Below are 22701 nucleotides of genomic sequence, written 5' to 3'. Positions count from 1 at the left end.
ATGCAGCGCGGTAGCGTGGGCATGACGGTTGGAATGAAAAGAATTTGCCTGGCGGCGAGAGCGCGGTGGTCCCACCTGACCCCATGCCGAACTCAGAAGTGAAACGCCGTAGCGCCGATGGTAGTGTGGGGCCTCCCCATGCGAGAGTAGGGAACTGCCAGGCATCAAATTGTGGTGTAAGAAAACACCGGTTATCGGATTGACTCCTCTGATAACGTACAGAATCGGTGGTGCGGTAGTTCAGTCGGTTAGAATACCGGCCTGTCACGCCGGGGGTCGCGGGTTCGAGTCCCGTCCGCACCGCCACCCTATTTAGGGGCGTAGTTCAATTGGTAGAGCACCGGTCTCCAAAACCGGGTGTTGGGAGTTCGAGCCTCTCCGCCCCTGCCAAACCAAAAATAGCCCTTCACGGTAGCGTGAAGGGTTTTTTTTCGTCCATTAATTTTTCATTTCATATTTTCCCCTTTTGATAAGCATGCCAATGATGCATTTTCACGACTATTTATTGAGGAAGTGCGTCTGGCTAGCCTCCCGTGAGTGGCTGCATCATAATACAGAACTGTTGCCATCCTTCATGATGGCGCATGTCTTAATGAAATCTGGAGTGTGTAACGGCTCTTCACAGACCGGTATACCTGCGAAGAATAATGCCTGGTTAATGAGGTCTATCGATCTTCCGAAAGCCCGTAGGACTTTCAGGTAGATCGCATAGTGCATTGATAATGGTTTAAGAAGCGATATTCAGTGGGGTTTTCAGTAACTGTTTAATCAGCTCCTGTTGATCGCTGTTTCCAAGCCAAACCGCATAGCAGGGGCGAACCACGATATTGGCCTCAGGAATCGGGTGCAGTTCAGGATAGTGCTGCGACCAGTCGCTGGGGAGAAATGCACAACCACCGATGGTTGCCATCAATTGCCGCGTCAGGTGTGCGGAAGACGTGGTGAGCGACGGTACCTGATCTCCGGGCAGCCAGTGATTCTCATACTGATGGAAATCTGCCCCCCATTCCAGCCTGATATAAGGTCGTTCCTCTGCTGATACATTATCGGTAGTAAACAGAGACAAAGAAAAATTGCCCAATAACTGACAAGAAAGTTCGTCCATCTTCGGCGATTCGGTAGTAATCAGTAAATCCAACTGACGTTCATGGAGTTGCTTAATCAGCGTTTGTCGCTGTGCGATTCTTGCCTCTAGCTGCAGCAGCGGGCGTTGCTGATAGAGTTCATTTAGCCAGGGAGTCAGGAACGCCTCCCAGAGCGAAGCCGTAGCGCCTATGGAAAGCTGGCTGTGCTGTTGGGAACGAGCGACCTCTTTCTTGGCTATTTGCCAGGTGCCGATCAGGTTTTCCGCATAAGGCAACAGACGTTCGCCGGCGGGCGTCAGGCGAATATTGTTACGGTGCCGGGTGAACAAATTGGCGCCCAGTTGATTTTCAAGTTGCCTGATACGAAAGCTCACCGCTGACTGCGTCAGATACAATGATTCGGCCGCTCGGCCGAAGTGTCTTGTCCGGCTGACTTCCAGAAAGGTTTTCAGTAAGTCGGTATCCATGCTTTCCTCCAAAATTTTTTGTCGTCATGATTTAAATGTTTTGTTTTACAGGAAGTCAAGCCTATCTAATACTCCGCGCCATAAACGGCACGACCATATGAGAATTAGGAGCGTGTAAGATGGCGGAAAGCTTCTCAACAACCAGTCGTTTTTTTGATAACAAATTCTATCCACGTGGTTTTTCCCGGCATGGTGACTTTACGATTAAAGAAGCTCAACTGCTGGAGCGTCATGGACAGGCATTTAACGAACTTGATTCGGGCAAACGTCATCCGGTGACAGAGGAAGAGATTCAGTTTGTTGCTGTATGCCGCGGTGAGCGCGCAGCACAGACCGAATTGGAAAAAATCTGGGCGAAGTACGTCAGCCGTATTCGTCGTCCTAAACGTTTCCATACGCTGTCTGGCGGCAAGCCGCAAATGGACACCGTGGAAGAGTACACAGAAAGCGATGACTAATCTGAATGGGGCTCCGGCCCCATTTTTATTTCTGCCGCAGATTAACTGACGCTGGCTCGGGTTCATGCCAGGCTCTTGTGCAACTGAATTAGCAGACGATCCATACAACGATAGCTGAGCGCTTCCGACAAATGAGTACGATGAATCTGATCTTCTCCTCCCAGGTCGGCAATCGTGCGCGAGACTTTCAGTATCCGGTGCCAGGCTCTGACCGATAGCCCTAATTTGCTCATCACTTCTTCCAGGTACGCCGCATCCTCGCTTTTCAACCGACAGTGACAGGCGATGTCATCCGATTTCATGTGTGCGTTGATTCTGCCGATACGGGCTAACTGCCGCCTTCTGGCTTCAAATACCCGTTCCCGCACGGTTGCGCTGTCCTCGCCAATGCGTGTTTGCTGGCGAAGAATACCGGGGGGCAGTAATGGCACCTCAATGGATAAATCAAAGCGATCCAGAAATGGGCCGGATAGCCGGTTGAGGTAACGCAGAATTTGCTGTGCCGGCATGCGATTGTGGATGCCCTGATAGTGACCTGATGGACTGGGATTCATTGCGGCCACCAACTGAAAACGGGCAGGATAGCAGACTTTGGCGCGAGTACGGGAAATCACGATTTCGCCTGATTCCAACGGTTCCCGCAGCGAGTCCAGTACCCGTCGTTCAAATTCCGGCAACTCATCCAGAAATAACACGCCATTATGCGCCAGCGAGATCTCGCCAGGTTTGGGCAGTACGCCGCCGCCGACCAGCGCAGTAATGGATGCGGTATGGTGAGGCGAACGAAACGGCCGGTTACGCCATTGCGACAGGCTGGGCTGAATATCAATCAGGCTGTTGATGGCGGCGCTTTCCAGCGCTTCCTCATCATCAAGCGGCGGCAACAAACCGGGTAGGCGGCTGGCCAGCATGGTTTTCCCAGTGCCCGGCGGGCCGAGCAACAGCAGGTTATGTCCGCCCGCCGCCGCAATTTCCAGCGCGCGTTTGGCTTGTTCCTGACCGATGATGTCCTTCAGGTCCGCTATCGGCGTATGGGCCGGCGTTTCAGACGTAATATCGCTGCCACGCAGCAGCGGCGTTTCGCCTTGCAAAAAGGCGCAGACCTGCAGCAGGTGATTAGCCAGCAATGTATCGCCATGTGGAACCAGAGTGATTTCCATTTTGTTGTCTTCCGGCAGAATCAGCCCCCGGCCTGCTTTTTGTGCTTCCATCGCCGCCGGAATAGCGCCATGAACGCCTCTCAGGCTGCCCGACAGCCCGAGTTCGCCAAGGAACTCATACTGAGCAAGTTTCTCGCCGGCAATCTGTTCTGAGGCTGCCAGAATGGCCAGGGCGATGGGGAGGTCATATCGTCCCCCTTCTTTCGGCAGGTCCGCAGGCGCCAGGTTGACGGTAATCCGCTTGGCGGGAAAGGTGAAGCCACAGTTGATCAGAGCGCTACGCACCCGATCTCGTGCCTCCTTGACCGTGGTTTCCGGTAAGCCGACCAGTGTCAGTGCGGGCAGGCCATTACTGATATGCACTTCAATCGAAACTTCCGGCGCCTGCATACCGATGGTGGCTCGCGTGTAGGTCACAGCCAGTGTCATTGCTCATTCCTCCCTGTGAGGTGGGCATCATGCCGGTCCAGCTGCTTTGTGACATCGTAGTGATGACCACTTTGCGAGGCGTCGCTATAAAACAATCTGCTATTTCAGGCGGGATTCATAAAATTGTGTGCGTGCTTCCTGCTGTCGTTAATAAAAAGTTACAAGGTGGCCGTATTCGCAACAGATTCATACCGAACACAGCATTGCCCGATTGTCACGAGAGGCGTATTTAACAAATATTTAAAATATCATCTGCGATTTTCACATCGCCTCATCGACTGCGGCATCGCTTGCCGTTCAGCCTGTTAATGACGTGAAGCTGTCTCACTATCAGGATAAAAAATTATGTTTGGTTGGACTGCCCTGCAACGTAATGCAGCGATTGCCAGCTTTTTAAGCTGGGCGCTGGATGCATTTGATTTCTTCATTCTGGTTTTTCTGCTTAGCGAACTCGCCCATGCCTTTTCCGTCAGCATGGAACAGGTGACGCTGGCCATTCTGCTGACGCTGGCCGTTCGTCCTATCGGCGCGTTGCTGTTGGGACGGTTGGCGGAGAAGTTTGGTCGCAAGCCGATTTTGATGCTGAACATCGTGCTGTTCTCGGTGTTTGAGCTGTTATCCGCCGCAGCGCCGAGTATTACGGTATTTCTGCTGTTGAGAGTGCTGTATGGCGTGGCGATGGGAGGAATTTGGGGCGTGGCGTCCTCACTGGCGATGGAAACCATTCCTGACCGCTCCCGTGGGTTGATGTCAGGCATTTTTCAGGCCGGTTATCCGTTTGGTTACTTGCTGGCGGCGGTGGTTTACGGATTGTTGTTTGATCAGGTCGGCTGGCGCGGCATGTTTATCATCGGCGCGGTTCCTATTTTGCTGCTGCCGTTTATTTATTTCTGTGTGGAAGAGTCGCCGGTATGGCGGGCTGCCCGGGTACGTAAGGAAAGCACGGCGTTATTGCCGGTGTTAAAGACGCACTGGAAACTTTGTCTTTATCTGGTGGTGCTGATGGCGTCGTTCAATTTCTTTAGCCACGGCACGCAGGACCTGTATCCGGCATTTTTGAAAATTCAGCATGGTTTTGACGCGAAAACCGTCAGTATGATCGCCATCGGCTACAATATTGCCTCGATCATCGGCGGCATCTTTTTCGGTACGCTGTCAGAACGCATTGGTCGGAAGAAAGCGATTATGGCGGCGGCGTTGCTGGCATTGCCGGTGATCCCGCTGTGGGCGTTCTCGCACGGTCCCTGGGCGCTGGGGTTGGGCGCGTTTTTGATGCAGTTCATGGTGCAGGGTGCCTGGGGCGTGATCCCGACCTTCCTGAATGAGCTGGTGCCGAGCAACACGCGGGCGGTGCTCCCCGGTTTTGTCTACCAGCTCGGCAACCTGATTGCATCGGTTAATGCCACGCTGCAGGCGAGCATTGCCGAAGCCCACAACCATAACTATGCGCTCGCTATGGCGATGGTCGCCGGAGTGGTGGCGATCATGATTGCCGTGCTGGCGGCGTTTTCCGAACGAAAGTGGACGGCAAAAAGCACGATGTCGCATGTGGCGGGTTAATGCATGAATAATAAGCCGTTTTGTGATGCTTATCGGTTGGCTGGCTCAATAGTTGCGGAAAAAAAGAGTTGTCATGGCGGGGCTTGCTGTGATAACTCTGTAGGTATTCGTTCGACAGTAGATTAATGAACAACCTGAAATGAAAGCCTTCAACCTGGTGATTAGCCTAGTCGTGATTAGCGTGGTGGTGATTATTATCCCACCGTGCGGGGCTGCACTTGGACGAAGAATGGCTTAGAAATCAAGGCCGAATTCAAGAAAACCCCCGCACCGAAAGGTCGGGGGTTTTTTTATGGGCCGGCAATCGCAACAAGGGAGCAGATAATGTCGAGTAGCATAAAATCCTGTTTTCCCCAGATAGAGTCGGGGAAATAACTATGAATGGTGCGCAGTGGGTGGTACAAGCGTTGCGGGCGCAGGGAGTGGAGACCGTATTCGGTTATCCAGGTGGCGCGATTATGCCGGTCTATGATGCGTTGTACGACGGCGGCGTGGAACACCTGCTCTGTCGCCATGAGCAGGGGGCAGCCATGGCCGCCATCGGTTATGCCCGCTCCACCGGCAACGTTGGAGTTTGCATTGCGACGTCCGGCCCAGGCGCGACTAATCTGATTACCGGCCTGGCGGATGCGTTGCTGGATTCAGTACCCATTGTGGCGATTACCGGTCAGGTTGGCTCGGCCCTGATCGGGACCGATGCCTTTCAGGAGATCGATGTACTCGGCCTCTCGCTGGCCTGCACCAAACACAGTTTCCTGGTTGACTCCATCGCGTCGTTGCCGGAGATCATGGCTGAAGCTTTCGCCGTGGCCCGCAGCGGGCGCCCCGGCCCGGTGCTGATTGATATTCCTAAGGATATTCAATTGGCGGAAGGGGATTTCTCTCCGTGTTTCATGCCGGTGGATGACGTTATGCCCTTTTCGACCCAGCAGGTCGCGGAAGCGCGGGCGATGCTGGCGCGAGCGAAAAAACCGGTGCTGTATGTGGGGGGCGGCGTAGGAATGGCGCAGGCGGTTCCAGCGCTGCGCTCATTTATCGAAACGTCCCGGATTCCCGCCGTGGCGACCCTGAAAGGGTTGGGCGCGGTGGAGAAAGACTACCCGTATTATCTCGGTATGATCGGCATGCACGGCACCCGCGCCGCCAACCTGCTGGTACAAGAGTGCGACTTGCTGGTTGCCGTCGGCGCGCGCTTTGATGACCGCGTGACCGGTAAACTGAGCGCGTTTGCGCCGCATGCCAACGTGATCCACATGGATATCGATCCGGCGGAGCTGAATAAACTGCGGCAGGCGCACGTGGCGCTGCGTGGTGATCTGAATCAGCTGCTGCCGGCGTTGCAACAGCCGTTGGATATCGCTGACTGGCGTCAGCAGGCGGCGATGATGAAAGCTGAATACGACTGGCGTTATGACCATCCGGGTGAAGCCATTTATGCTCCGGCGCTGCTCCGCACCCTGGCGGACCGCATGCCGGCCGAAACGGTGATCACTACCGATGTCGGGCAGCATCAGATGTGGGCCGCCCAGCATATGCACTTCACCCGCCCGGAAAATTTCATCACCTCAAGCGGTCTTGGCACCATGGGATTCGGCGTGCCGGCGGCGGTCGGCGCTCAGGTGGCGCGTCCTGACGATACCGTAATCTGTATTTCCGGTGACGGCTCTTTCATGATGAATGTGCAGGAGCTCGGCACCATCAAGCGAAAACGTCTGCCGCTGAAAATCGTGTTGATGGACAATCAGCGACTGGGCATGGTGCGACAATGGCAGCAACTGTTTTTCGACGAACGCTACAGTGAAACCAACCTCTCCGATAACCCCGATTTCCTGATGCTGGCCAGCGCCTTCGGCATTCCCGGCCAGCGAATTACCCATAAAGACCAGATTGATTCCGCCCTGGATGCGCTGCTGAACAGCGAAGGTCCTTACCTGCTGCATGTTTCCATCGACGAGAATGAGAATGTCTGGCCGCTGGTGCCGCCGGGTGCCGGTAATGAAACGATGCTGGATAAAACAGAATAATGGCAGGAGATTTTCCCATGACACATCATCAGCTTTCCATTCAGGCCCGTTATCGCCCGGAAGTCCTGGAGCGCGTGTTGCGCGTGACCCGTCACCGCGGCTTTCAGGTCTGCGCCATGAACATGACGCAGGCGAATAACGACGATCAGGTACAGATTGAAATGACCGTTGCCAGCCACAGACCGGTGGATTTATTGTCAACCCAATTAAGCAAACTGCTGGACATCGCCTGTGTGGAGATCCAGCCGCTCACATCACAACAAATACGTGCCTGACGGCATCGGTAAGGAAAATCAACAATGACTAAAAAAGCAGACTATATCTGGTTCAACGGCGAAATGGTTCCCTGGGCGGACGCTAAAGTTCACGTGATGTCCCACGCGCTGCATTACGGCACGTCGGTGTTTGAGGGTGTGCGATGCTATAATTCTCACAAAGGGCCGGTGGTGTTCCGTCATCGTGAACACATGCAGCGCCTGCATGATTCAGCCAAAATTTACCGTATGCCGATTTCCTACAGCGTTGACGAACTGATGGAAGCCTGCCGCGAAACACTGCGTCGGAACAAACTGACCAGCGCGTATATCCGCCCGCTGGTATTCGTTGGCGATGTCGGCATGGGGGTGAACCCGCCGGCTGGCTACAATACCGATGTGATTATCGCGGCGTTCCCGTGGGGCGCGTATCTGGGCGAAGAAGCGCTGGATCAGGGGATCGACGCCATGGTGTCGTCCTGGAACCGCGTTGCCGCCAACACGATCCCGACCGCGGCCAAAGCGGGCGGTAACTATCTGTCCTCCCTGTTGGTGGGCAGTGAAGCGCGTCGTCACGGCTATCAGGAAGGGATCGCGCTGGATGTAAACGGCTATGTGTCCGAAGGCGCAGGCGAAAACCTGTTTGAAGTAAAAGACGGCGTGATTTTCACCCCGCCGTTCACTTCCGCCGCGCTGCCGGGCATCACCCGCGACGCCATCATCAAGCTGGCGAAAGACAAAGGTTTTGAAGTGCGCGAGCAGGTGTTGTCGCGCGAATCGCTATATTTGGCGGATGAAGTGTTCATGTCCGGCACGGCGGCGGAAATCACCCCGGTTCGCAGCGTGGACGGCATTCAGGTCGGCATCGGCAAGTGCGGCCCGGTCACCAAGCAGCTGCAACAGGCGTTTTTCGGCCTGTTCACTGGCGAGACGGAAGACAAATGGGGCTGGCTGGATCCGATAAACCGTTAATTGAAAAAAGACTTTTCCCGGTGGCGTATCGCCGCCGGCTACCCGTTTAAACTGGAGTAATCAGAGTATGCCTAAGTACCGTTCAGCCACCACCACGCATGGTCGTAATATGGCTGGAGCGCGAGCCCTGTGGCGCGCCACCGGCATGACCGATGCCGATTTCGGCAAGCCCATCATCGCTGTGGTGAACTCGTTCACGCAATTCGTTCCCGGACACGTTCATCTGCGCGATCTGGGCAAACTGGTCGCCGAGCAGATTGAAGCCGCCGGCGGCGTCGCCAAAGAATTCAATACCATCGCGGTGGATGACGGTATCGCGATGGGGCACGGCGGTATGCTTTACTCCCTGCCTTCCCGCGAGCTGATCGCCGACTCAGTGGAGTACATGGTCAACGCCCACTGCGCGGACGCCATGGTGTGCATCTCCAACTGCGACAAGATCACGCCGGGGATGCTGATGGCCTCGCTGCGCCTGAACATTCCGGTGATCTTCGTCTCCGGCGGCCCGATGGAAGCCGGGAAAACCAAACTTTCCAACCAGTTGATCAAGCTGGATCTGGTGGACGCCATGATTCAGGGCGCCAACCCCAATGTCAGCGACGCCGACAGCGATCAGATTGAGCGCTCCGCCTGTCCGACCTGCGGTTCCTGTTCCGGCATGTTCACCGCCAACTCGATGAACTGCCTGACCGAAGCGTTGGGGCTGTCTCAGCCGGGCAACGGCTCGCTGCTGGCGACCCATGCCGACCGCAAACAGCTGTTCCTCAACGCCGGCAAACGCATCGTTGAACTGACCAAGCGTTATTACGAACAGGATGACGCCAGCGCGTTGCCGCGCAATATCGCCACCAAGGCGGCGTTTGAAAACGCCATGACGCTGGACATCGCTATGGGCGGATCCACCAACACCGTGCTGCATCTGCTGGCGTCGGCGCAGGAAGCGGAAGTGGACTTCACCATGGACGACATCGATCGCCTGTCGCGTAAGGTGCCGCAGCTGTGCAAGGTGGCGCCGAGCACCCAGAAATACCACATGGAAGATGTGCATCGCGCCGGCGGCGTTATCGGCATTCTGGGCGAGCTGGATCGCGCCGGGCTGCTGAACCGCGATGTTCGCAACGTACTGGGCAAGGATCTGGTGCAAACGTTGCAAGCCTACGACGTGATGCAGACCGAGGACGAAGCGGTCAAGAAAATGTACTCCGCCGGTCCGGCGGGCATCCGTACCACGCAGGCATTCTCGCAGGACTGTCGCTGGGAGACGCTGGATACCGACCGTAAAGAAGGCTGCATCCGTTCCCGCGAACACGCTTACAGTCAGGATGGCGGGTTGGCCGTGCTGTACGGCAACATCGCAGAGAATGGCTGTATCGTGAAAACCGCCGGCGTGGATGAAGGCAGCCTGGTGTTCCGCGGTCCGGCGAAAGTGTACGAATCGCAGGATGACGCGGTAGAAGCGATCCTGGGCGGTAAAGTGGTGGCGGGCGACGTGGTGGTGATTCGCTACGAAGGGCCGAAAGGCGGGCCGGGCATGCAAGAGATGCTCTATCCGACCAGTTTCCTGAAATCGATGGGATTGGGCAAAGCCTGCGCGCTGATCACCGACGGTCGCTTCTCCGGCGGCACCTCCGGCTTGTCTATCGGTCACGCATCGCCGGAAGCGGCCAACGGCGGCACCATCGGCCTGGTGCAGGACGGCGACATGATTGCCATCGACATTCCCAAGCGCGGTATCGCGCTGGAAGTGAGCGACGACGATCTGGCCCGCCGCCGCGAGCAGGAACTGGCGCGCGGCGATGCCGCCTGGACGCCGAAAAACCGTAATCGTCAGGTTTCTTTTGCGCTGCGCGCTTACGCCAGCCTGGCTACCAGCGCCGACAAAGGCGCGGTTCGAGACAAGAGCAAGCTGGGAGGCTAAACGCCATGGCTGTTTCTCTACCTCTTCCCGCCGAACCCGGCGGGGCGGAGTACTTGCGCGCGGTGTTGCGCGCGCCGGTGTACGAAGTGGTGCAGGTCACGCCGCTGGAACGGATGGATAAACTTTCCTCACGGCTTGGCAATGTCATTCTGGTGAAGCGCGAGGATCGGCAGCCGGTGCATAGCTTCAAGTTGCGCGGTGCTTACGCCATGATGGCGAGCCTCAGCGACGAGCAGAAATCGCACGGCGTGGTGACGGCTTCGGCCGGCAACCATGCGCAAGGCGTGGCGCTGTCCGCCAGCCGTCTCGGCATTCGCGCGTTGATCGTGATGCCGGTCGCCACGGCGGATATCAAGGTGGATGCGGTGCGTGATTTTGGCGGCGAAGTGCTGCTGTACGGCGCTAACTTTGATGAAGCCAAAGCCAAGGCGATCGAACTGTCGCAACAGCAGCACATGACCTTTGTGCCGCCGTTCGACCACCCGGCGGTGATCGCCGGGCAGGGAACGCTGGCGATGGAACTGCTGCAGCAGGACGCTCATCTGGACCGCGTGTTCGTGCCGGTCGGCGGCGGCGGTCTGGCGTCGGGCGTCGCGGTGCTGATCAAGCAACTGATGCCGCAGATTCAGGTGATCGGCGTGGAAGCGGAAGACTCCGCCTGCCTGCGGGCGGCGCTGGACGCCGGCCAGCCGGTGGATTTGCCGCGCGTCGGGCTGTTCGCCGAAGGGGTGGCGGTGAAACGCATCGGTAACGAAACCTTCCGCCTGTGCCGGGAGTATCTGGACGATGTCATCACCGTCGACAGCGACGCTATCTGCGCGGCGGTCAAAGATCTGTTCGAGGATGTGCGTGCGATTGCCGAGCCGTCCGGGGCGCTGGCGCTGGCCGGGATGAAAAAATACATCCAGCAGCACAACATTCAGGGCGAACGGCTGGCGCATATTCTGTCCGGCGCCAACGTCAACTTCCACGGGCTGCGTTACGTGTCCGAGCGTTGCGAACTGGGCGAACAGCGCGAAGCGCTGATGGCGGTGACCATTCCCGAACAGAAGGGCAGTTTCCTCAAGTTCTGCCAACTGTTGGGCGGGCGTTCCGTCACCGAGTTCAACTACCGTTACGCCGATGCCGACAACGCCTGTATTTTTGTCGGCGTGCGACTGACGCGCGGCAACGCCGAGCGCCACGAGATTCTGGCGGAATTGCAGGCGGGCGGTTATCAGGTGGTGGACCTGTCCGACGACGAGATGGCGAAACTGCATGTGCGTTACATGGTCGGCGGGCGGCCGTCCAAGCCGCTAAAGGAACGGTTGTACAGCTTTGAATTCCCGGAATCGCCGGGCGCGTTGCTGAAGTTCCTCAATACGCTGGGAACGTACTGGAATATCTCGCTGTTCCATTACCGCAGCCACGGCACCGACTTTGGTCGTGTGCTGGCGGCCTTCGAGCGTACGGAGCATGACCCGGCGTTCGAGCAGCATCTGCAGGCGCTGGGGTATGAGTGCCACGATGAGACGCAGAACCCCGCGTTCCGTTTCTTCCTGCAAGGTTAGGTCCGTTCGCTTCTCCGAATGCGCCCGACGGTTTTACGCCGCCGGGCGCATTTTATTTTATGGCGTGCTGCGGTAGGCTTGACGTCTCACCAGTCAGTCAGGGACACCACATCATGGCAACGGGATTCAACGGGTTTTCGCCGCAGACGCTGACCTTTTTGCAGCAGGTACGCCAGCAGGACAGCAAAGAATGGTTTGAAGAGCACCGGCAAGAGTATGACGACCGGCTGCTGACGCCTTTTCGGGCGCTGGTGGAGTCGCTGTCTATCGCCATGCTGCAGATTGACGACCATTTCGAAACCAAGCCGGCGGTGGGCAAAACGTTATCCCGCATTCACCGCGACACCCGCTTTTCTCATGACAAATCCCGCTATCGCGACAAAATGTGGTTCACCTTCAAGCGTACCCACAAGGACTGGACCGATGCGCCGGTCTACTTTTTCGAACTGACGCCGTATGACTGGAGCTACGGGTTGGGGTATTACAGCGCCAGCCGCACCACGATGGAGCTGTTCCGGCAGACGCTGCGCGACAATCCACAGGGTTTTCTGGACATCGCGTCTTGTCTGGGCCGTGAGTTTGCGCTGGTGGGCGATAGTTACAAACGGCCGCTGATTAAGGATCAGGAGGCAGAACTGGCGCACTGGTACAACCGTAAATCGTTTGCGGTCATGACCACCCGTCAGGATCAGGACCCGCTGTTTAGCGGTGAACTGGCATCGGTGTTGGCGAAAGGCTTTACCCGGCTGGAGCCGTTGTACCACTATCTGATGAAGATTGAAGCGATGAAGAAAGCGGCGGAACCGGAAAAAGTCAGCCCCGCCTTTCTGGATGAGAAATGGTTTAGTCGTTGAGGGTTATTTGCCCTTCACCATCAAATAATCAAACAGATAGCTTTCACCGGCGGCGTCAAACACCGTGATTTGTACCTGCCGGTTATCAACGCAGGTCAACAGCAGCTTTTTCTGCCCGCCGAAGCTGCTTTCCGTCTGGCCGATGGCCTGAGTGTCGGTCATCTGGCGGGCGCTGAGCGTGATGTCATCCAGCTTGTTGGCATAGCGAAACGCCACTGAACCGGTGCCGGTGATGTCGCCGTCTTCGGTATTCAGCGTCAGGTTGACCAGGTGGTACGGCGCTTTCTGGTCGTACATTTCCTTGAAGTAATCGCTCAGTTCGGCGTACTCCTGATCGGACAACTGCAGGTAATACTCGTAGCTGTAGTCGCCGTCAAAGCAACTGCCGCGGCGTGGCCGGGCGATCGGGTCCGGCATCGTGTGCTGGGTGACATCGTTCAGGTAGCGCAGGCGGTTAAGCTGTTGCTGGTAGCTCTGGCGCAGGCACTCTTCATCCCGGCAGGTATTGCGGCTGGACAGCCAGCCGCGCTGGAACTGGGTCAGACTTTTATCCTGCGCGACGCGCTCGGGGTTGCCGGTGAGAAACGCCCGCGATTTCTGCCACTCTTTTGCCAGCTCGTCATCCAGTTGGCTGAGCGCCGGCGTCTGGCAAATCAGTTTCTCCTGCGCCGAGGCGGCCTGCTGGCAGGGAAAACTGGCGGCCAGCGCCGGGAGCGCACTGCAACCCACAGCCAGTGGCAGCAGTAACGTAGCAAGCGATCGTTTCATCATTTTTCCTGTAGGGTTTCCCAAAATGCTGCTATCAGCGGGTCGTTCAGGCGCTTTTTCTGCACGCAGACGCCCAATTCGAACGGTTCCATGGCTTGCGCTTCCAATATCGACACACGATTACGCACCGGTTCCGGACTGTTTTCAAGTACCACGTCAGGAATCAGGGCGATACCGCAGCCCAACGCCACCATCGAGACCATCGCTTCATGGCCGGACACCGTGGCATAGATGGGAGGATTGGTAATGTGCTGACGGCGGAACCAGACGTCAATTCTTTTCCGCACCGGCCCGTGTTCCGGCAGGATGAACGGAATCTGCGACCAGTCCGGATGCGGCAGCAATGCCTGCGCCTGCACCGGGCAGGGCAGCGCCGGAATGATCAGCACCAGCGGCACCTTGCCGATCGGCATAAAGTCCACGCTGGCCGGTAGCGTTTCCGGATGTCCGGCGATGCCGAGATCGGCGTCATTGGATTGCACCTTGTCCACCGCGTCAGCCGCGTCGCCGGTCGTGAGCTTGATTTCCACCAGCGGATACCGCGCACGGAAGCGATCCAGAATCGGCGGCAGGTGGCTGTAAGCGGCGGTCACCGAGCAGAACAGCCGCAGCTCGCCGCAGAGCGACTGGCCGCGTTGTTGCAGAATCAGGCGTAACTGCTGGTATTGCAGCAGGGTCTGCTGGGCGAAGGTTTTGAGGTGCTCGCCGGCATCGGTCAGGCGTACGGTGCGGTTGTCGCGCAAAAACAGCGCCTGTCCGATGTCCTCTTCCAGCCGTTGGATCTGGCGCGACAGCGTGGAGGGACTGATATGCATCGCCTTGGCGGTACGGCCGAAGTGGCGGCTCTCCACCAGATGCAAAAAAAGTTTCAGATCCCGTAAGTCCATGCGCGCCGTGTCTCGTTTTAATGTTGCAATTCTTGCAATATGACGTTGTTAATATATCAATTTAAGCAATGTATTTCCTGTCATATCATAATGACATTCTGATGGCGGTGGTTACCGCCGTCCCGAACATAAAGCAAACACAAACACAATATCAGATGGAGCACGCCTCATGGCCAATTACTTCAATACACTGAACCTGCGTCAACAGCTGGCGCAACTGGGCAAGTGCCGTTTCATGGGCCGCGATGAATTCGCCGATGAAGCCAGCTATCTGAAAGGCAAAAAAGTGGTCATCGTGGGGTGTGGCGCTCAGGGTCTGAACCAGGGGCTGAACATGCGCGATTCCGGTCTGGATATCGCTTACGCCCTGCGTGCCGAAGCCATCGCCGAAAAACGCGCATCATGGCGCAAGGCTACCGAAAACGGCTTTAAAGTCGGCACCTATGAAGAACTGATTCCGCAGGCGGACCTGGTGGTTAACCTGACTCCGGACAAACAGCACTCCGCCGTGGTACAGGCTGTGCAGCCGCTGATGAAACAGGGTGCGGCGCTGGGTTACTCCCACGGTTTCAACATCGTTGAAGTGGGCGAGCAGGTTCGTAAAGACATCACCGTAGTGATGGTGGCGCCGAAGTGCCCGGGCACCGAAGTGCGCGAAGAATACAAACGTGGTTTCGGCGTGCCGACGCTTGTCGCCGTTCACCCGGAAAACGACCCGAAAGGCGAAGGCATGGCGATCGCCAAAGCCTGGGCTGCTGCGACCGGTGGTCACCGTGCGGGCGTGCTGGAGTCATCTTTCGTGGCGGAAGTGAAATCCGACCTGATGGGCGAGCAGACCATTCTTTGCGGCATGCTGCAGGCCGGTTCGCTGCTGAGCTTCGACAAGCTGGTTGCGGAAGGCGTTGACCCGGCTTACGCGGAAAAACTGATTCAGTTCGGCTGGGAAACCATCACCGAAGCGCTGAAGCAGGGCGGCATCACCCTGATGATGGACCGTCTGTCCAACCCGGCTAAACTGCGCGCTTTCGCCCTGTCTGAACAACTGAAAGGCATCATGGCGCCGCTGTTCCAGAAACACATGGACGACATCATCTCCGGCGCGTTCTCCAGCGGCATGATGGCCGACTGGGCCAACGACGACGTGAAACTGCTGACCTGGCGTGAAGAAACCGGCAAAACCGCGTTTGAAAACGCGCCGCAGTTTGACGGTAAAATCGGCGAGCAGGAATACTTCGACAACGGCGTGCTGATGATCGCGATGGTCAAAGCCGGCGTGGAACTGGCGTTCGAAACCATGGTCAGCTCCGGCATTATCGAAGAGTCGGCTTACTACGAGTCGCTGCACGAACTGCCGCTGATCGCCAACACCATCGCTCGTAAGCGCCTGTATGAAATGAACGTGGTGATCTCCGATACCGCTGAGTACGGTAACTACCTGTTCGCCAACGCTGCTGTTCCGTTGCTGAAAGGCGCGTTCATGGACAGCCTGCAGCCGGGCGACCTGGGCAAACCGGTAGCCGCGACCAGCGTGGATAACGCACAGCTGCGTGACGTGAACGACGCTATCCGTAACCACCCGATCGAAGTCATCGGCAAGAAACTGCGTGGCTACATGACCGACATGAAACGCATTGCGGTGGCTGGCTAAGGCCATTAGAACCTATCGCATAGCAGAACGGGGCGCAGATGGCGCCCCGTTTTTTTATGCATCCGAGCGTCGGTTTATCAGCCACATACGTCAAAGGCGAGTTATGCAAACAACAAAGGTGAGTAAGGCGTTTTCTTTCTCGTCGCCGCGACTGACGGTCGCTGCCGCCGCTTTGATCGTGGTGTTTTTGGCTTTTCTCTATTGGTCGGACGATGATTACAATCTGGTGCGACAATATCAGCTTGAAGATAACGTCACGGTAAATATTCTCCAGCTCGATAGCGGCGGGGCGACCGTAGGGTTTATCTATCGGTATACCGTCAGCGTGAACGGCGGGGAAGCGAGAGACGTGCTCAAGACTAACAGTCGCGACGCGGAGATTCGTATGCAGGATGGCGTGCTGGTGATTAACGTGACCGGCGATGTGTACCGGCTGGATAACCGTATTCGACTTCACGGCGGTTACGAAACATTGAAAACCCGCATTACCGTGACTCACCCATAATACGGCCCGCTGATTCGGGCCGTATTGTTGTCTGGGGTCAGGCATCCGCCGGCGCAGATTTAAATTCCCGCTCGGCCTGATGGAAACGCTCGGTCACCGTGGCGGACGGCGCGCGGCCCAGCAGACTGACGACCACAATCGCGGCGCAAGACAGCAGGAAGCCGGGGATGATTTCATACAGATTCAGCCAGCCGTACTGTTTCCAGATGATGACCGTGGCGGCGCCGACCAGCATACCGACCAGCGCGCCATTGCGGGTCATACGCGGCCACAGCAGGGAAATCAGAATCACCGGACCGAACGCGGCGCCAAATCCTGCCCAGGCGTAGCTGACCAGCCCCAGTACCCGATTTTCTGGGTTCACCGCCAGCGCAATGGCGATCACCGAGACCAGCAGCACCATCGCGCGGCCGACCCATACCAGTTCTTTCTGGCTGGCGTTTTTGCGCAGGAACGGTTTGTACAGATCTTCGGTGATGGCGCTGGAGCAGACCAGTAACTGACAGCTCAGCGTGCTCATCACCGCCGCCAGAATGGCCGACAGCAGCACGCCGGCGATCCACGGGTTGAACAGCAGACGCGCCAGTTCGATGAACACCCGCTCGCCGTTCTGGGCGACGTTGCCCGCCTGATCGGGATTACCGGTGAAGTAGGCGATGCCGAAGAAACCGACGGTGACGGCGCCGGCCAGACAGAGCACCATCCAGATCATGCTGATACGACGGGCATTGCGGATAGTATGGTGTGAGTCCGCCGCCATGAAACGCGCCAGAATATGCGGCTGCCCGAAGTAGCCCAGCCCCCAGCCCAGCAACGACAGAATAGCGACGGTGTCCAGCCCCTTGAACATATCCAGATTGGCCGGGCTTTTGCCTTCAATCACCGTCAGCGACGGCGTGATGCCGCCCACCGACAGAATAACGATTACCGGCGTCAGGATCAGCGCGAAAATCATCAGGCTGGCCTGTACGGTGTCGGTCCAACTGACCGCCAGATAGCCGCCGATAAAGGTGTAGGCGATGGTGGCCGCGGCGCCGGCCCACATTGCGGTGGTGTAATCCATATTGAAGGTGCTTTCGAACAAGCGGGCGCCCGCCACGATGCCGGAAGCGCAATAAATGGTGAAGAACACCAGAATCACCAGCGCCGAGATCACCCGCAGCAATTTGCTTTTATCTTCAAAACGATGGCTGAAATAGTCCGGCAGCGTCAGGGCGTTATGGTTCACTTCGGTGTGCACCCGCAGGCGCCCGGCCACCCAGGTCCAGTTCAGATAGGCGCCGATGGTCAGGCCGATAGCGATCCAGCTTTCGGAAATGCCGGACAGAAACACCGCGCCCGGCAGCCCCATCAGCAGCCAGCCGCTCATGTCGGACGCGCCGGCGGACAACGCGGTGACCACGCTCCCCATGCGGCGGCCACCCAGAATATAGTCGCCGAAGTTGTTGGTGGCGCGATAGGCCATCAGGCCGATCAACACCATCCCGAAGATGTACACCAGAAAGGTGACCAGCAAGGGTGTGCTCATCGTCGTCATTGTGTTCTCCATTGTGATGAGATCCGTCAGTCCTGCGTCCCGACAAATTCAGGGCGGTCGCGGATTCGATGTCGTTGCTACAGGTTGCACCTTTCATCTGACGGCCGGCAAGCGCAAAGGAAAACCTTGCGGACGTCGCCGGCCAACCGGCTATCCGATCAGAGAAACGGGCGGCAATATCGTGAAAAGCGTAATTTGTTAACAAGGTTGCACAAAGTTGCAACCTGCCTGATAGTGGTCCTGCTTTCCAACATAACTTTCTTATACCCGTCATACTTCAAGTTGCAGGTGCGTTGGCTTTCTTACTCGGCCCATAAATGGGCCTCGCCCTACGGGCCGCTGCAAGCAGCGTTCAAATCGGCGAGTGCCGATTTGTCGCTCACCCCAGTCACTTACTTGGGTAAGCTCCTGGGGATTCGCTGCGTCGCCGCGTTACAAGGCTCAATGAGCCTTGCCCTGAAGGGCCAACGTACTGCGTTGTTCAAAACGCGAGCGTTTTGTCCCGCAACTCGAATTATTTAGGGTACATAACAGGAGCGGATATGGGCACCACCACCATGGGCGTCAAGCTCGATGAGGCCACGCGCGAGCGTCTCAAAGCCGCGGCGCAGCGTATTGATCGCACGCCGCACTGGCTGATTAAACAGGCCATTTTCAGCTATCTTGAGCGCCTTGAAAGTGGTGCGGACACCCCTGAAATTCCTTCCCCGATCGGGCTGGACCCGGTTGAGGCGGCAGAGATTATGCCGCAATCGCCGCAAGAAGAAACCCATCAACCGTTTCTGGACTTCGCTGAGCAGGTGTTGCCGCAGTCGGTGCTGCGCTCCGCGATCACCGCCGCGTACCGACGGCCGGAGACGGAAATGGTGCCGATGCTGCTGGAACAGGCGCGGATGCCGGAAGCCATGTCGCACGCCGCCAGCACGCTGGCGGCCGGGCTGGCGGAGAAACTGCGCGGACAGAAAAACAGCGGCGGGCGCGCCGGCATGGTACAAAGCCTGCTGCAGGAATTTTCTCTGTCGTCGCAGGAAGGGGTGGCGTTGATGTGTCTGGCGGAAGCGCTGCTGCGCATTCCGGACAAACCTACGCGCGATGCGTTGATCCGCGACAAAATCAGTAACGGCAACTGGCAGTCGCACGTCGGGCGTAGCGCCTCGTTGTTCGTCAACGCCGCCGCCTGGGGGTTGCTGGTCACCGGTAAGCTGGTTGCCACTCACAACGAATCCCATCTGTCCGGCGCGCTTAACCGTATCATCAGCAAAAGCGGCGAACCGCTGGTGCGCAAGGGCGTGGATATGGCGATGCGGCTGATGGGCGAGCAGTTCGTGACCGGGGAAACTATCGCCGAGGCGCTGGCGAATGCTCGCAAGCTGGAAGAGCGTGGTTTCCGTTATTCCTACGATATGCTGGGCGAGGCGGCGCTGACCGCCGATGACGCCGAGGCGTATTTAATGTCCTACCAGCAGGCGATTCACGCCATCGGCAAAGCCGCCAGCGGACGCGGGATTTATGAAGGGCCGGGTATCTCCATCAAACTGTCGGCGCTGCATCCACGTTACAGTCGGGCGCAGTACGAACGGGTGATGGACGAGCTTTATCCGCGCCTGCTGTCGCTGACGCTGCTGGCGCGGCAATACGATATCGGCATCAACATCGATGCCGAAGAGGCCGACCGGCTGGAACTGTCCCTCGATTTACTGGAGCGCCTGTGTTTCGAACCCCGGCTGGCGGGATGGAACGGCATCGGCTTTGTGATTCAGGCTTATCAGAAACGCTGCCCGTTCGTGATTGACGCGCTGATCGATCTGGCGCGCCGCAGCCAGCGCCGGTTGATGATTCGGCTGGTTAAAGGCGCTTACTGGGACAGCGAAATCAAGCGCGCGCAGATGGACGGGCTGGAAGGCTATCCGGTGTACACCCGCAAGCTGTACACCGATGTTTCCTATCTGGCCTGCGCTCGCCGCCTGCTGGCGGCGCCGAACCTGATCTACCCGCAGTTCGCCACCCACAACGCCCATACCCTCAGCGCTATCTACCATCTGGCGGGCAACAACTACTATCCGGGTCAGTATGAATTCCAGTGCCTGCACGGCATGGGCGAGCCCCTGTATGAGCAGGTGGTGGGTAAGGTGTCGGACGGCAAACTGAACCGCCCGTGCCGGATTTATGCGCCGGTCGGCACCCATGAAACGCTGCTGGCCTATCTGGTGCGCCGTTTGCTGGAAAACGGCGCCAACACCTCGTTTGTCAACCGGATTGCCGATCCGTCGGTGGCGCTGGAAACGCTGGTGGCCGACCCGGTAAGCGAAACGGAAGCGCTGGCGGCGCGTGAACGGGTCGGGCAGCCGCATCCGCGCATTCCGTTGCCGCGCGCGTTGTATGGCAGCGGGCGGCGTAATGCCAGCGGGCTGGATTTGTCCAGCGAACACCGGCTGGCGTCGTTGTCCAGCGCATTACTGACCAGCGCCGCCCGGTCGTGGCTGGCGCAACCGATGCTGGCCGTAGACGATGATGCCGGCGGCGATAGCAGACCGGTGGTCAATCCGGCTGAACCGCGCGACGTGGTGGGATATGTGCGCGAGGCGCAACCACAGGCGATTGCGCAGGCGTTAGCGCAGGCGGTCAGCGCCGGCGATATCTGGTTCGCCACGCCGGCTGCCGAGCGAGCGGCGATTCTGTCGCGCGCCGCCGATCTGCTGGAAAGCCAGCAGCAGCACCTGCTGGGGTTGCTGGTGCGCGAAGCGGGCAAGACGCTGGCGAACGCGGTGGCGGAGGTGCGCGAAGCGGTGGATTTCCTGCGTTACTACGCGGCTCAGGTCAGCGAGACGTTCAACAATCATGATTATCGCCCGCTGGGTCCGGTGGTATGTATCAGCCCGTGGAACTTCCCTCTGGCGATTTTTACCGGGCAGATAGCGGCGGCGCTGGCGGCCGGCAACAGCGTGCTGGCCAAACCGGCGGAGCAAACCCCGTTGATTGCCGCGCAGGCGGTGCAGATTCTGCACGATGCGGGGGTGCCGGTCGGCGCGCTGCAATTACTGCCGGGTACCGGCGAAACCGTGGGCGCGGCGCTGGTCGGCGACGAACGGGTGCGGGGCGTGATGTTTACCGGGTCTACCGCCGTTGCCGCGCAGTTGCAGCGTACGCTGGCCGGTCGGCTCGACCCACAGGGGCACACCACGCCGCTTATCGCCGAAACCGGCGGCATGAACGCGATGATTATCGATTCTTCAGCGCTCACCGAGCAGGTGGTGACGGATGTGGTGACCTCGGCGTTCGACAGCGCCGGTCAGCGCTGCTCCGCCCTGCGACTGCTGTGCGTGCAGGAAGAAGTGGCGGAGAAAACGCTGGCGATGTTGCGCGGTGCGATGGCGGAGTGCCGCATGGGTAACCCGGAGCGGCTTGCCACCGACATCGGGCCGCTGATTGACGCCGAGGCGAAACAGCGGATTGAGCGCCACATTCGGACTCTGCGCGCGAAGGGGCGGCCGGTGTTTCAGGCGGCGTGGCCGAACAGCCAGGATGAGCAGGAGTGGACGCGCGGGCATTTCATCCCGCCGACGTTGATCGAACTGGAGAGCGTGGAAGAGCTGCGGCAGGAAGTGTTCGGCCCGGTGCTACACGTGGTGCGTTACTCCCGTAATCAGCTGGATGCGCTTATCGGGCAAATCAACGCCGCCGGTTATGGGCTCACGCTCGGCCTGCATACCCGTATTGACGAGACGATTAACCGGGTAACCGGCCAGGCGAAGGTCGGCAATCTGTGCGTGAACCGTAACATGGTCGGGGCGGTGGTCGGCGTGCAGCCGTTCGGCGGCGAAGGGCTGTCCGGCACCGGGCCGAAAGCGGGCGGGCCGCTCTATCTCTGTCGGCTGCTGTCGCACCGTCCGGATGACGCGGTGATACGGGCGCTGGCCCGTCAGGACAGCGAGCGCCCGGCTGATGTCGCTGCGCGCCAGCCGCTGCTGAAGGGATTGCAGGCGCTGGAAGCGTGGGCGCGGCAGGCTCGGCGTGACGGGCTGGTTTCATGCTGCCGGCGTTATGCCGAGCTGACGCAGAGCGGTACCGTTCGGGTGTTGCCCGGCCCTACCGGCGAACGTGATACCTATACGCTGCTGCCGCGCGAGCAGGTGCTGTGCGTGGCGGATAACGACGATGACGCGCTGGTGCAACTGGCGGCGGTGCTGGCGGCTGGCAGCCGGGCGCTGTGGATCGATACGCCCGAACGGCGGTCGCTGCATCGTCAATTGCCTGACGAGGTTCAGGCGCGAGTGGTGTTCTGTCGTGATGGGGTGACGGACGACAGCCGGTTTGACGCCGCGATTTTCCACGGCGACGCCGATCAGTTGCGTCATCTGAGCGAACAACTGGCGCAGCGCGACGGTGCGATTGTCGGTATTCAGGGACTGGCGCGAGGGGAAACCGGTATTACGCTGGAACGGCTGCTGATCGAGCGATCGCTGAGCATCAACACCGCAGCGGCCGGCGGCAACGCCAGCCTGATGACTATTGGATAATGCTTTAGGCTGGAAACAGCCTCATCGTTTTGTTAGCGGCAAATTTATGTCAGAACAGTGAAACATTTCGTGCGTAATAACGTTAGGTATTCCTTGCAACTTCATCGC

17 protein-coding genes, 2 tRNA genes and 1 rRNA gene are annotated in these 22701 nt (G+C 58.2%); 15 read left to right on the top strand and 5 right to left on the bottom strand.

Annotation, left to right across the window (positions count from 1 at the left end; genetic code table 11):
- Positions 1 to 47: 47 nt before the first annotated feature.
- The 3 genes from rrf (at position 48) to DXXMK7_RS19985 (ending at position 390) form a co-directional block, all read left to right on the top strand.
- Positions 48 to 163 (top strand): 5S ribosomal RNA (gene rrf / locus DXXMK7_RS19995).
- A 66-nt stretch (positions 164 to 229) separates the two neighbouring features.
- Positions 230 to 306 (top strand) — tRNA-Asp (locus DXXMK7_RS19990).
- Positions 307 to 314: 8 nt separating this feature from the next.
- Positions 315 to 390: transfer RNA gene (locus DXXMK7_RS19985), tRNA-Trp, on the top strand.
- Positions 391 to 727: 337 nt separating this feature from the next.
- Here DXXMK7_RS19985 and hdfR read toward each other — a convergent pair.
- The gene (gene hdfR, locus DXXMK7_RS19980) at positions 728 to 1552 is read right to left on the bottom strand and encodes an HTH-type transcriptional regulator HdfR (protein ID WP_038920529.1); all 825 of its coding nucleotides are present in this window, start codon (positions 1550 to 1552) and stop codon (positions 728 to 730) included.
- A gap of 119 nt (positions 1553 to 1671) precedes the next feature.
- Here hdfR and DXXMK7_RS19975 point away from each other — a divergent pair, with 119 nt between their 5' ends.
- The gene (locus tag DXXMK7_RS19975; protein WP_033569495.1) at positions 1672 to 2010 is read left to right on the top strand and encodes a DUF413 domain-containing protein; all 339 of its coding nucleotides are present in this window, start codon (positions 1672 to 1674) and stop codon (positions 2008 to 2010) included.
- A 62-nt stretch (positions 2011 to 2072) separates the two neighbouring features.
- Here DXXMK7_RS19975 and DXXMK7_RS19970 read toward each other — a convergent pair whose 3' ends face one another.
- Positions 2073 to 3599: a YifB family Mg chelatase-like AAA ATPase gene (locus tag DXXMK7_RS19970; protein WP_038920528.1), complete on the bottom strand. Its 1527-nt coding sequence runs from the start codon at positions 3597 to 3599 to the stop codon at positions 2073 to 2075.
- Positions 3600 to 3944: 345 nt separating this feature from the next.
- Here DXXMK7_RS19970 and DXXMK7_RS19965 point away from each other — a divergent pair, with 345 nt between their 5' ends.
- From DXXMK7_RS19965 to DXXMK7_RS19935, 8 genes are all read left to right on the top strand, one after another.
- Positions 3945 to 5159 (top strand): MFS transporter, encoded by a 1215-nt coding sequence (locus DXXMK7_RS19965; protein WP_038920526.1) that lies wholly within the window; start codon positions 3945 to 3947, stop codon positions 5157 to 5159.
- Positions 5160 to 5298: 139 nt separating this feature from the next.
- Positions 5299 to 5397 carry an ilv operon leader peptide gene (ilvL, locus tag DXXMK7_RS22175; protein ID WP_071526243.1) on the top strand — a complete coding sequence of 33 codons (99 nt, stop codon included), beginning with the start codon at positions 5299 to 5301 and terminating at the stop codon, positions 5395 to 5397.
- 139 nt (positions 5398 to 5536) lie between these two features.
- A complete protein-coding gene (gene ilvG, locus DXXMK7_RS19960) occupies positions 5537 to 7183 on the top strand; it encodes an acetolactate synthase 2 catalytic subunit (protein ID WP_038920525.1) in 1647 nt (548 codons plus the stop codon).
- Between the two features lie 17 nt (positions 7184 to 7200).
- Positions 7201 to 7458 (top strand): acetolactate synthase 2 small subunit, encoded by a 258-nt coding sequence (gene ilvM, locus DXXMK7_RS19955; protein ID WP_038920524.1) that lies wholly within the window; start codon positions 7201 to 7203, stop codon positions 7456 to 7458.
- A gap of 24 nt (positions 7459 to 7482) precedes the next feature.
- The gene (ilvE, locus tag DXXMK7_RS19950) at positions 7483 to 8409 is read left to right on the top strand and encodes a branched-chain-amino-acid transaminase (protein WP_038920522.1); all 927 of its coding nucleotides are present in this window, start codon (positions 7483 to 7485) and stop codon (positions 8407 to 8409) included.
- Positions 8410 to 8476: 67 nt separating this feature from the next.
- The gene (gene ilvD, locus DXXMK7_RS19945) at positions 8477 to 10327 is read left to right on the top strand and encodes a dihydroxy-acid dehydratase (RefSeq protein WP_038920521.1); all 1851 of its coding nucleotides are present in this window, start codon (positions 8477 to 8479) and stop codon (positions 10325 to 10327) included.
- A gap of 5 nt (positions 10328 to 10332) precedes the next feature.
- Positions 10333 to 11877: a threonine ammonia-lyase, biosynthetic gene (gene ilvA, locus DXXMK7_RS19940; RefSeq protein ID WP_038920520.1), complete on the top strand. Its 1545-nt coding sequence runs from the start codon at positions 10333 to 10335 to the stop codon at positions 11875 to 11877.
- Between the two features lie 113 nt (positions 11878 to 11990).
- Positions 11991 to 12731, top strand: coding sequence for a DUF2461 domain-containing protein (locus DXXMK7_RS19935; protein ID WP_038920519.1), 741 nt, complete (start codon positions 11991 to 11993; stop codon positions 12729 to 12731).
- Positions 12732 to 12734: 3 nt separating this feature from the next.
- On the opposite strand, the gene DXXMK7_RS19930 is transcribed toward DXXMK7_RS19935, so the two are convergent.
- Together DXXMK7_RS19930 and ilvY are read right to left on the bottom strand one after the other, a co-directional pair.
- Positions 12735 to 13499: a lysozyme inhibitor LprI family protein gene (locus DXXMK7_RS19930; protein ID WP_038664613.1), complete on the bottom strand. Its 765-nt coding sequence runs from the start codon at positions 13497 to 13499 to the stop codon at positions 12735 to 12737.
- Entirely contained in the window at positions 13499 to 14386 is an 888-nt protein-coding gene (ilvY, locus tag DXXMK7_RS19925; RefSeq protein WP_038920518.1) for an HTH-type transcriptional activator IlvY, read from the bottom strand. The genes DXXMK7_RS19930 and ilvY overlap by 1 nt, the downstream gene beginning before the upstream one ends.
- 169 nt (positions 14387 to 14555) lie before the next feature.
- Between ilvY and ilvC the strand changes: the two genes are divergently transcribed.
- The gene (ilvC, locus tag DXXMK7_RS19920) at positions 14556 to 16034 is read left to right on the top strand and encodes a ketol-acid reductoisomerase (protein WP_038664620.1); all 1479 of its coding nucleotides are present in this window, start codon (positions 14556 to 14558) and stop codon (positions 16032 to 16034) included.
- Between the two features lie 103 nt (positions 16035 to 16137).
- On the top strand, positions 16138 to 16539 hold the full coding sequence (locus DXXMK7_RS19915; protein ID WP_231348820.1) for a hypothetical protein: 402 nt from the start codon (positions 16138 to 16140) through the stop codon (positions 16537 to 16539).
- 37 nt (positions 16540 to 16576) lie between these two features.
- Here DXXMK7_RS19915 and putP read toward each other — a convergent pair whose 3' ends face one another.
- Positions 16577 to 18076 carry a sodium/proline symporter PutP gene (putP, locus tag DXXMK7_RS19910; protein ID WP_038920517.1) on the bottom strand — a complete coding sequence of 500 codons (1500 nt, stop codon included), beginning with the start codon at positions 18074 to 18076 and terminating at the stop codon, positions 16577 to 16579.
- A gap of 542 nt (positions 18077 to 18618) precedes the next feature.
- Between putP and putA the strand changes: the two genes are divergently transcribed.
- A complete protein-coding gene (putA, locus tag DXXMK7_RS19905; protein ID WP_038920516.1) occupies positions 18619 to 22593 on the top strand; it encodes a trifunctional transcriptional regulator/proline dehydrogenase/L-glutamate gamma-semialdehyde dehydrogenase in 3975 nt (1324 codons plus the stop codon).
- Positions 22594 to 22701 lie beyond the last annotated feature (108 nt).

Origin of the sequence: Dickeya sp. MK7 (assembly GCF_000406305.1) — a bacterium.
Classification (GTDB): domain Bacteria; phylum Pseudomonadota; class Gammaproteobacteria; order Enterobacterales; family Enterobacteriaceae; genus Dickeya; species Dickeya fangzhongdai.
This window is presented reverse-complemented; position numbering and strand designations above follow the sequence as displayed.

Bases quoted from the DNA above. Each gene is read 5' to 3' on its own strand.
- hdfR (WP_038920529.1), bottom strand. From the start codon at position 1,552: ATGGATACCGACTTACTGAAAACCTTTCTGGAAGTCAGCCGGACAAGA.
- DXXMK7_RS19975 (WP_033569495.1), top strand. From the start codon at position 1,672: ATGGCGGAAAGCTTCTCAACAACCAGTCGTTTTTTTGATAACAAATTC.
- DXXMK7_RS19970 (WP_038920528.1), bottom strand. From the start codon at position 3,599: ATGACACTGGCTGTGACCTACACGCGAGCCACCATCGGTATGCAGGCG.
- DXXMK7_RS19965 (WP_038920526.1), top strand. From the start codon at position 3,945: ATGTTTGGTTGGACTGCCCTGCAACGTAATGCAGCGATTGCCAGCTTT.
- ilvL (WP_071526243.1), top strand. From the start codon at position 5,299: ATGAAAGCCTTCAACCTGGTGATTAGCCTAGTCGTGATTAGCGTGGTG.
- ilvG (WP_038920525.1), top strand. From the start codon at position 5,537: ATGAATGGTGCGCAGTGGGTGGTACAAGCGTTGCGGGCGCAGGGAGTG.
- ilvM (WP_038920524.1), top strand. From the start codon at position 7,201: ATGACACATCATCAGCTTTCCATTCAGGCCCGTTATCGCCCGGAAGTC.
- ilvE (WP_038920522.1), top strand. From the start codon at position 7,483: ATGACTAAAAAAGCAGACTATATCTGGTTCAACGGCGAAATGGTTCCC.
- ilvD (WP_038920521.1), top strand. From the start codon at position 8,477: ATGCCTAAGTACCGTTCAGCCACCACCACGCATGGTCGTAATATGGCT.
- ilvA (WP_038920520.1), top strand. From the start codon at position 10,333: ATGGCTGTTTCTCTACCTCTTCCCGCCGAACCCGGCGGGGCGGAGTAC.
- DXXMK7_RS19935 (WP_038920519.1), top strand. From the start codon at position 11,991: ATGGCAACGGGATTCAACGGGTTTTCGCCGCAGACGCTGACCTTTTTG.
- DXXMK7_RS19930 (WP_038664613.1), bottom strand. From the start codon at position 13,499: ATGAAACGATCGCTTGCTACGTTACTGCTGCCACTGGCTGTGGGTTGC.
- ilvY (WP_038920518.1), bottom strand. From the start codon at position 14,386: ATGGACTTACGGGATCTGAAACTTTTTTTGCATCTGGTGGAGAGCCGC.
- ilvC (WP_038664620.1), top strand. From the start codon at position 14,556: ATGGCCAATTACTTCAATACACTGAACCTGCGTCAACAGCTGGCGCAA.
- DXXMK7_RS19915 (WP_231348820.1), top strand. From the start codon at position 16,138: ATGCAAACAACAAAGGTGAGTAAGGCGTTTTCTTTCTCGTCGCCGCGA.
- putP (WP_038920517.1), bottom strand. From the start codon at position 18,076: ATGACGACGATGAGCACACCCTTGCTGGTCACCTTTCTGGTGTACATC.
- putA (WP_038920516.1), top strand. From the start codon at position 18,619: ATGGGCACCACCACCATGGGCGTCAAGCTCGATGAGGCCACGCGCGAG.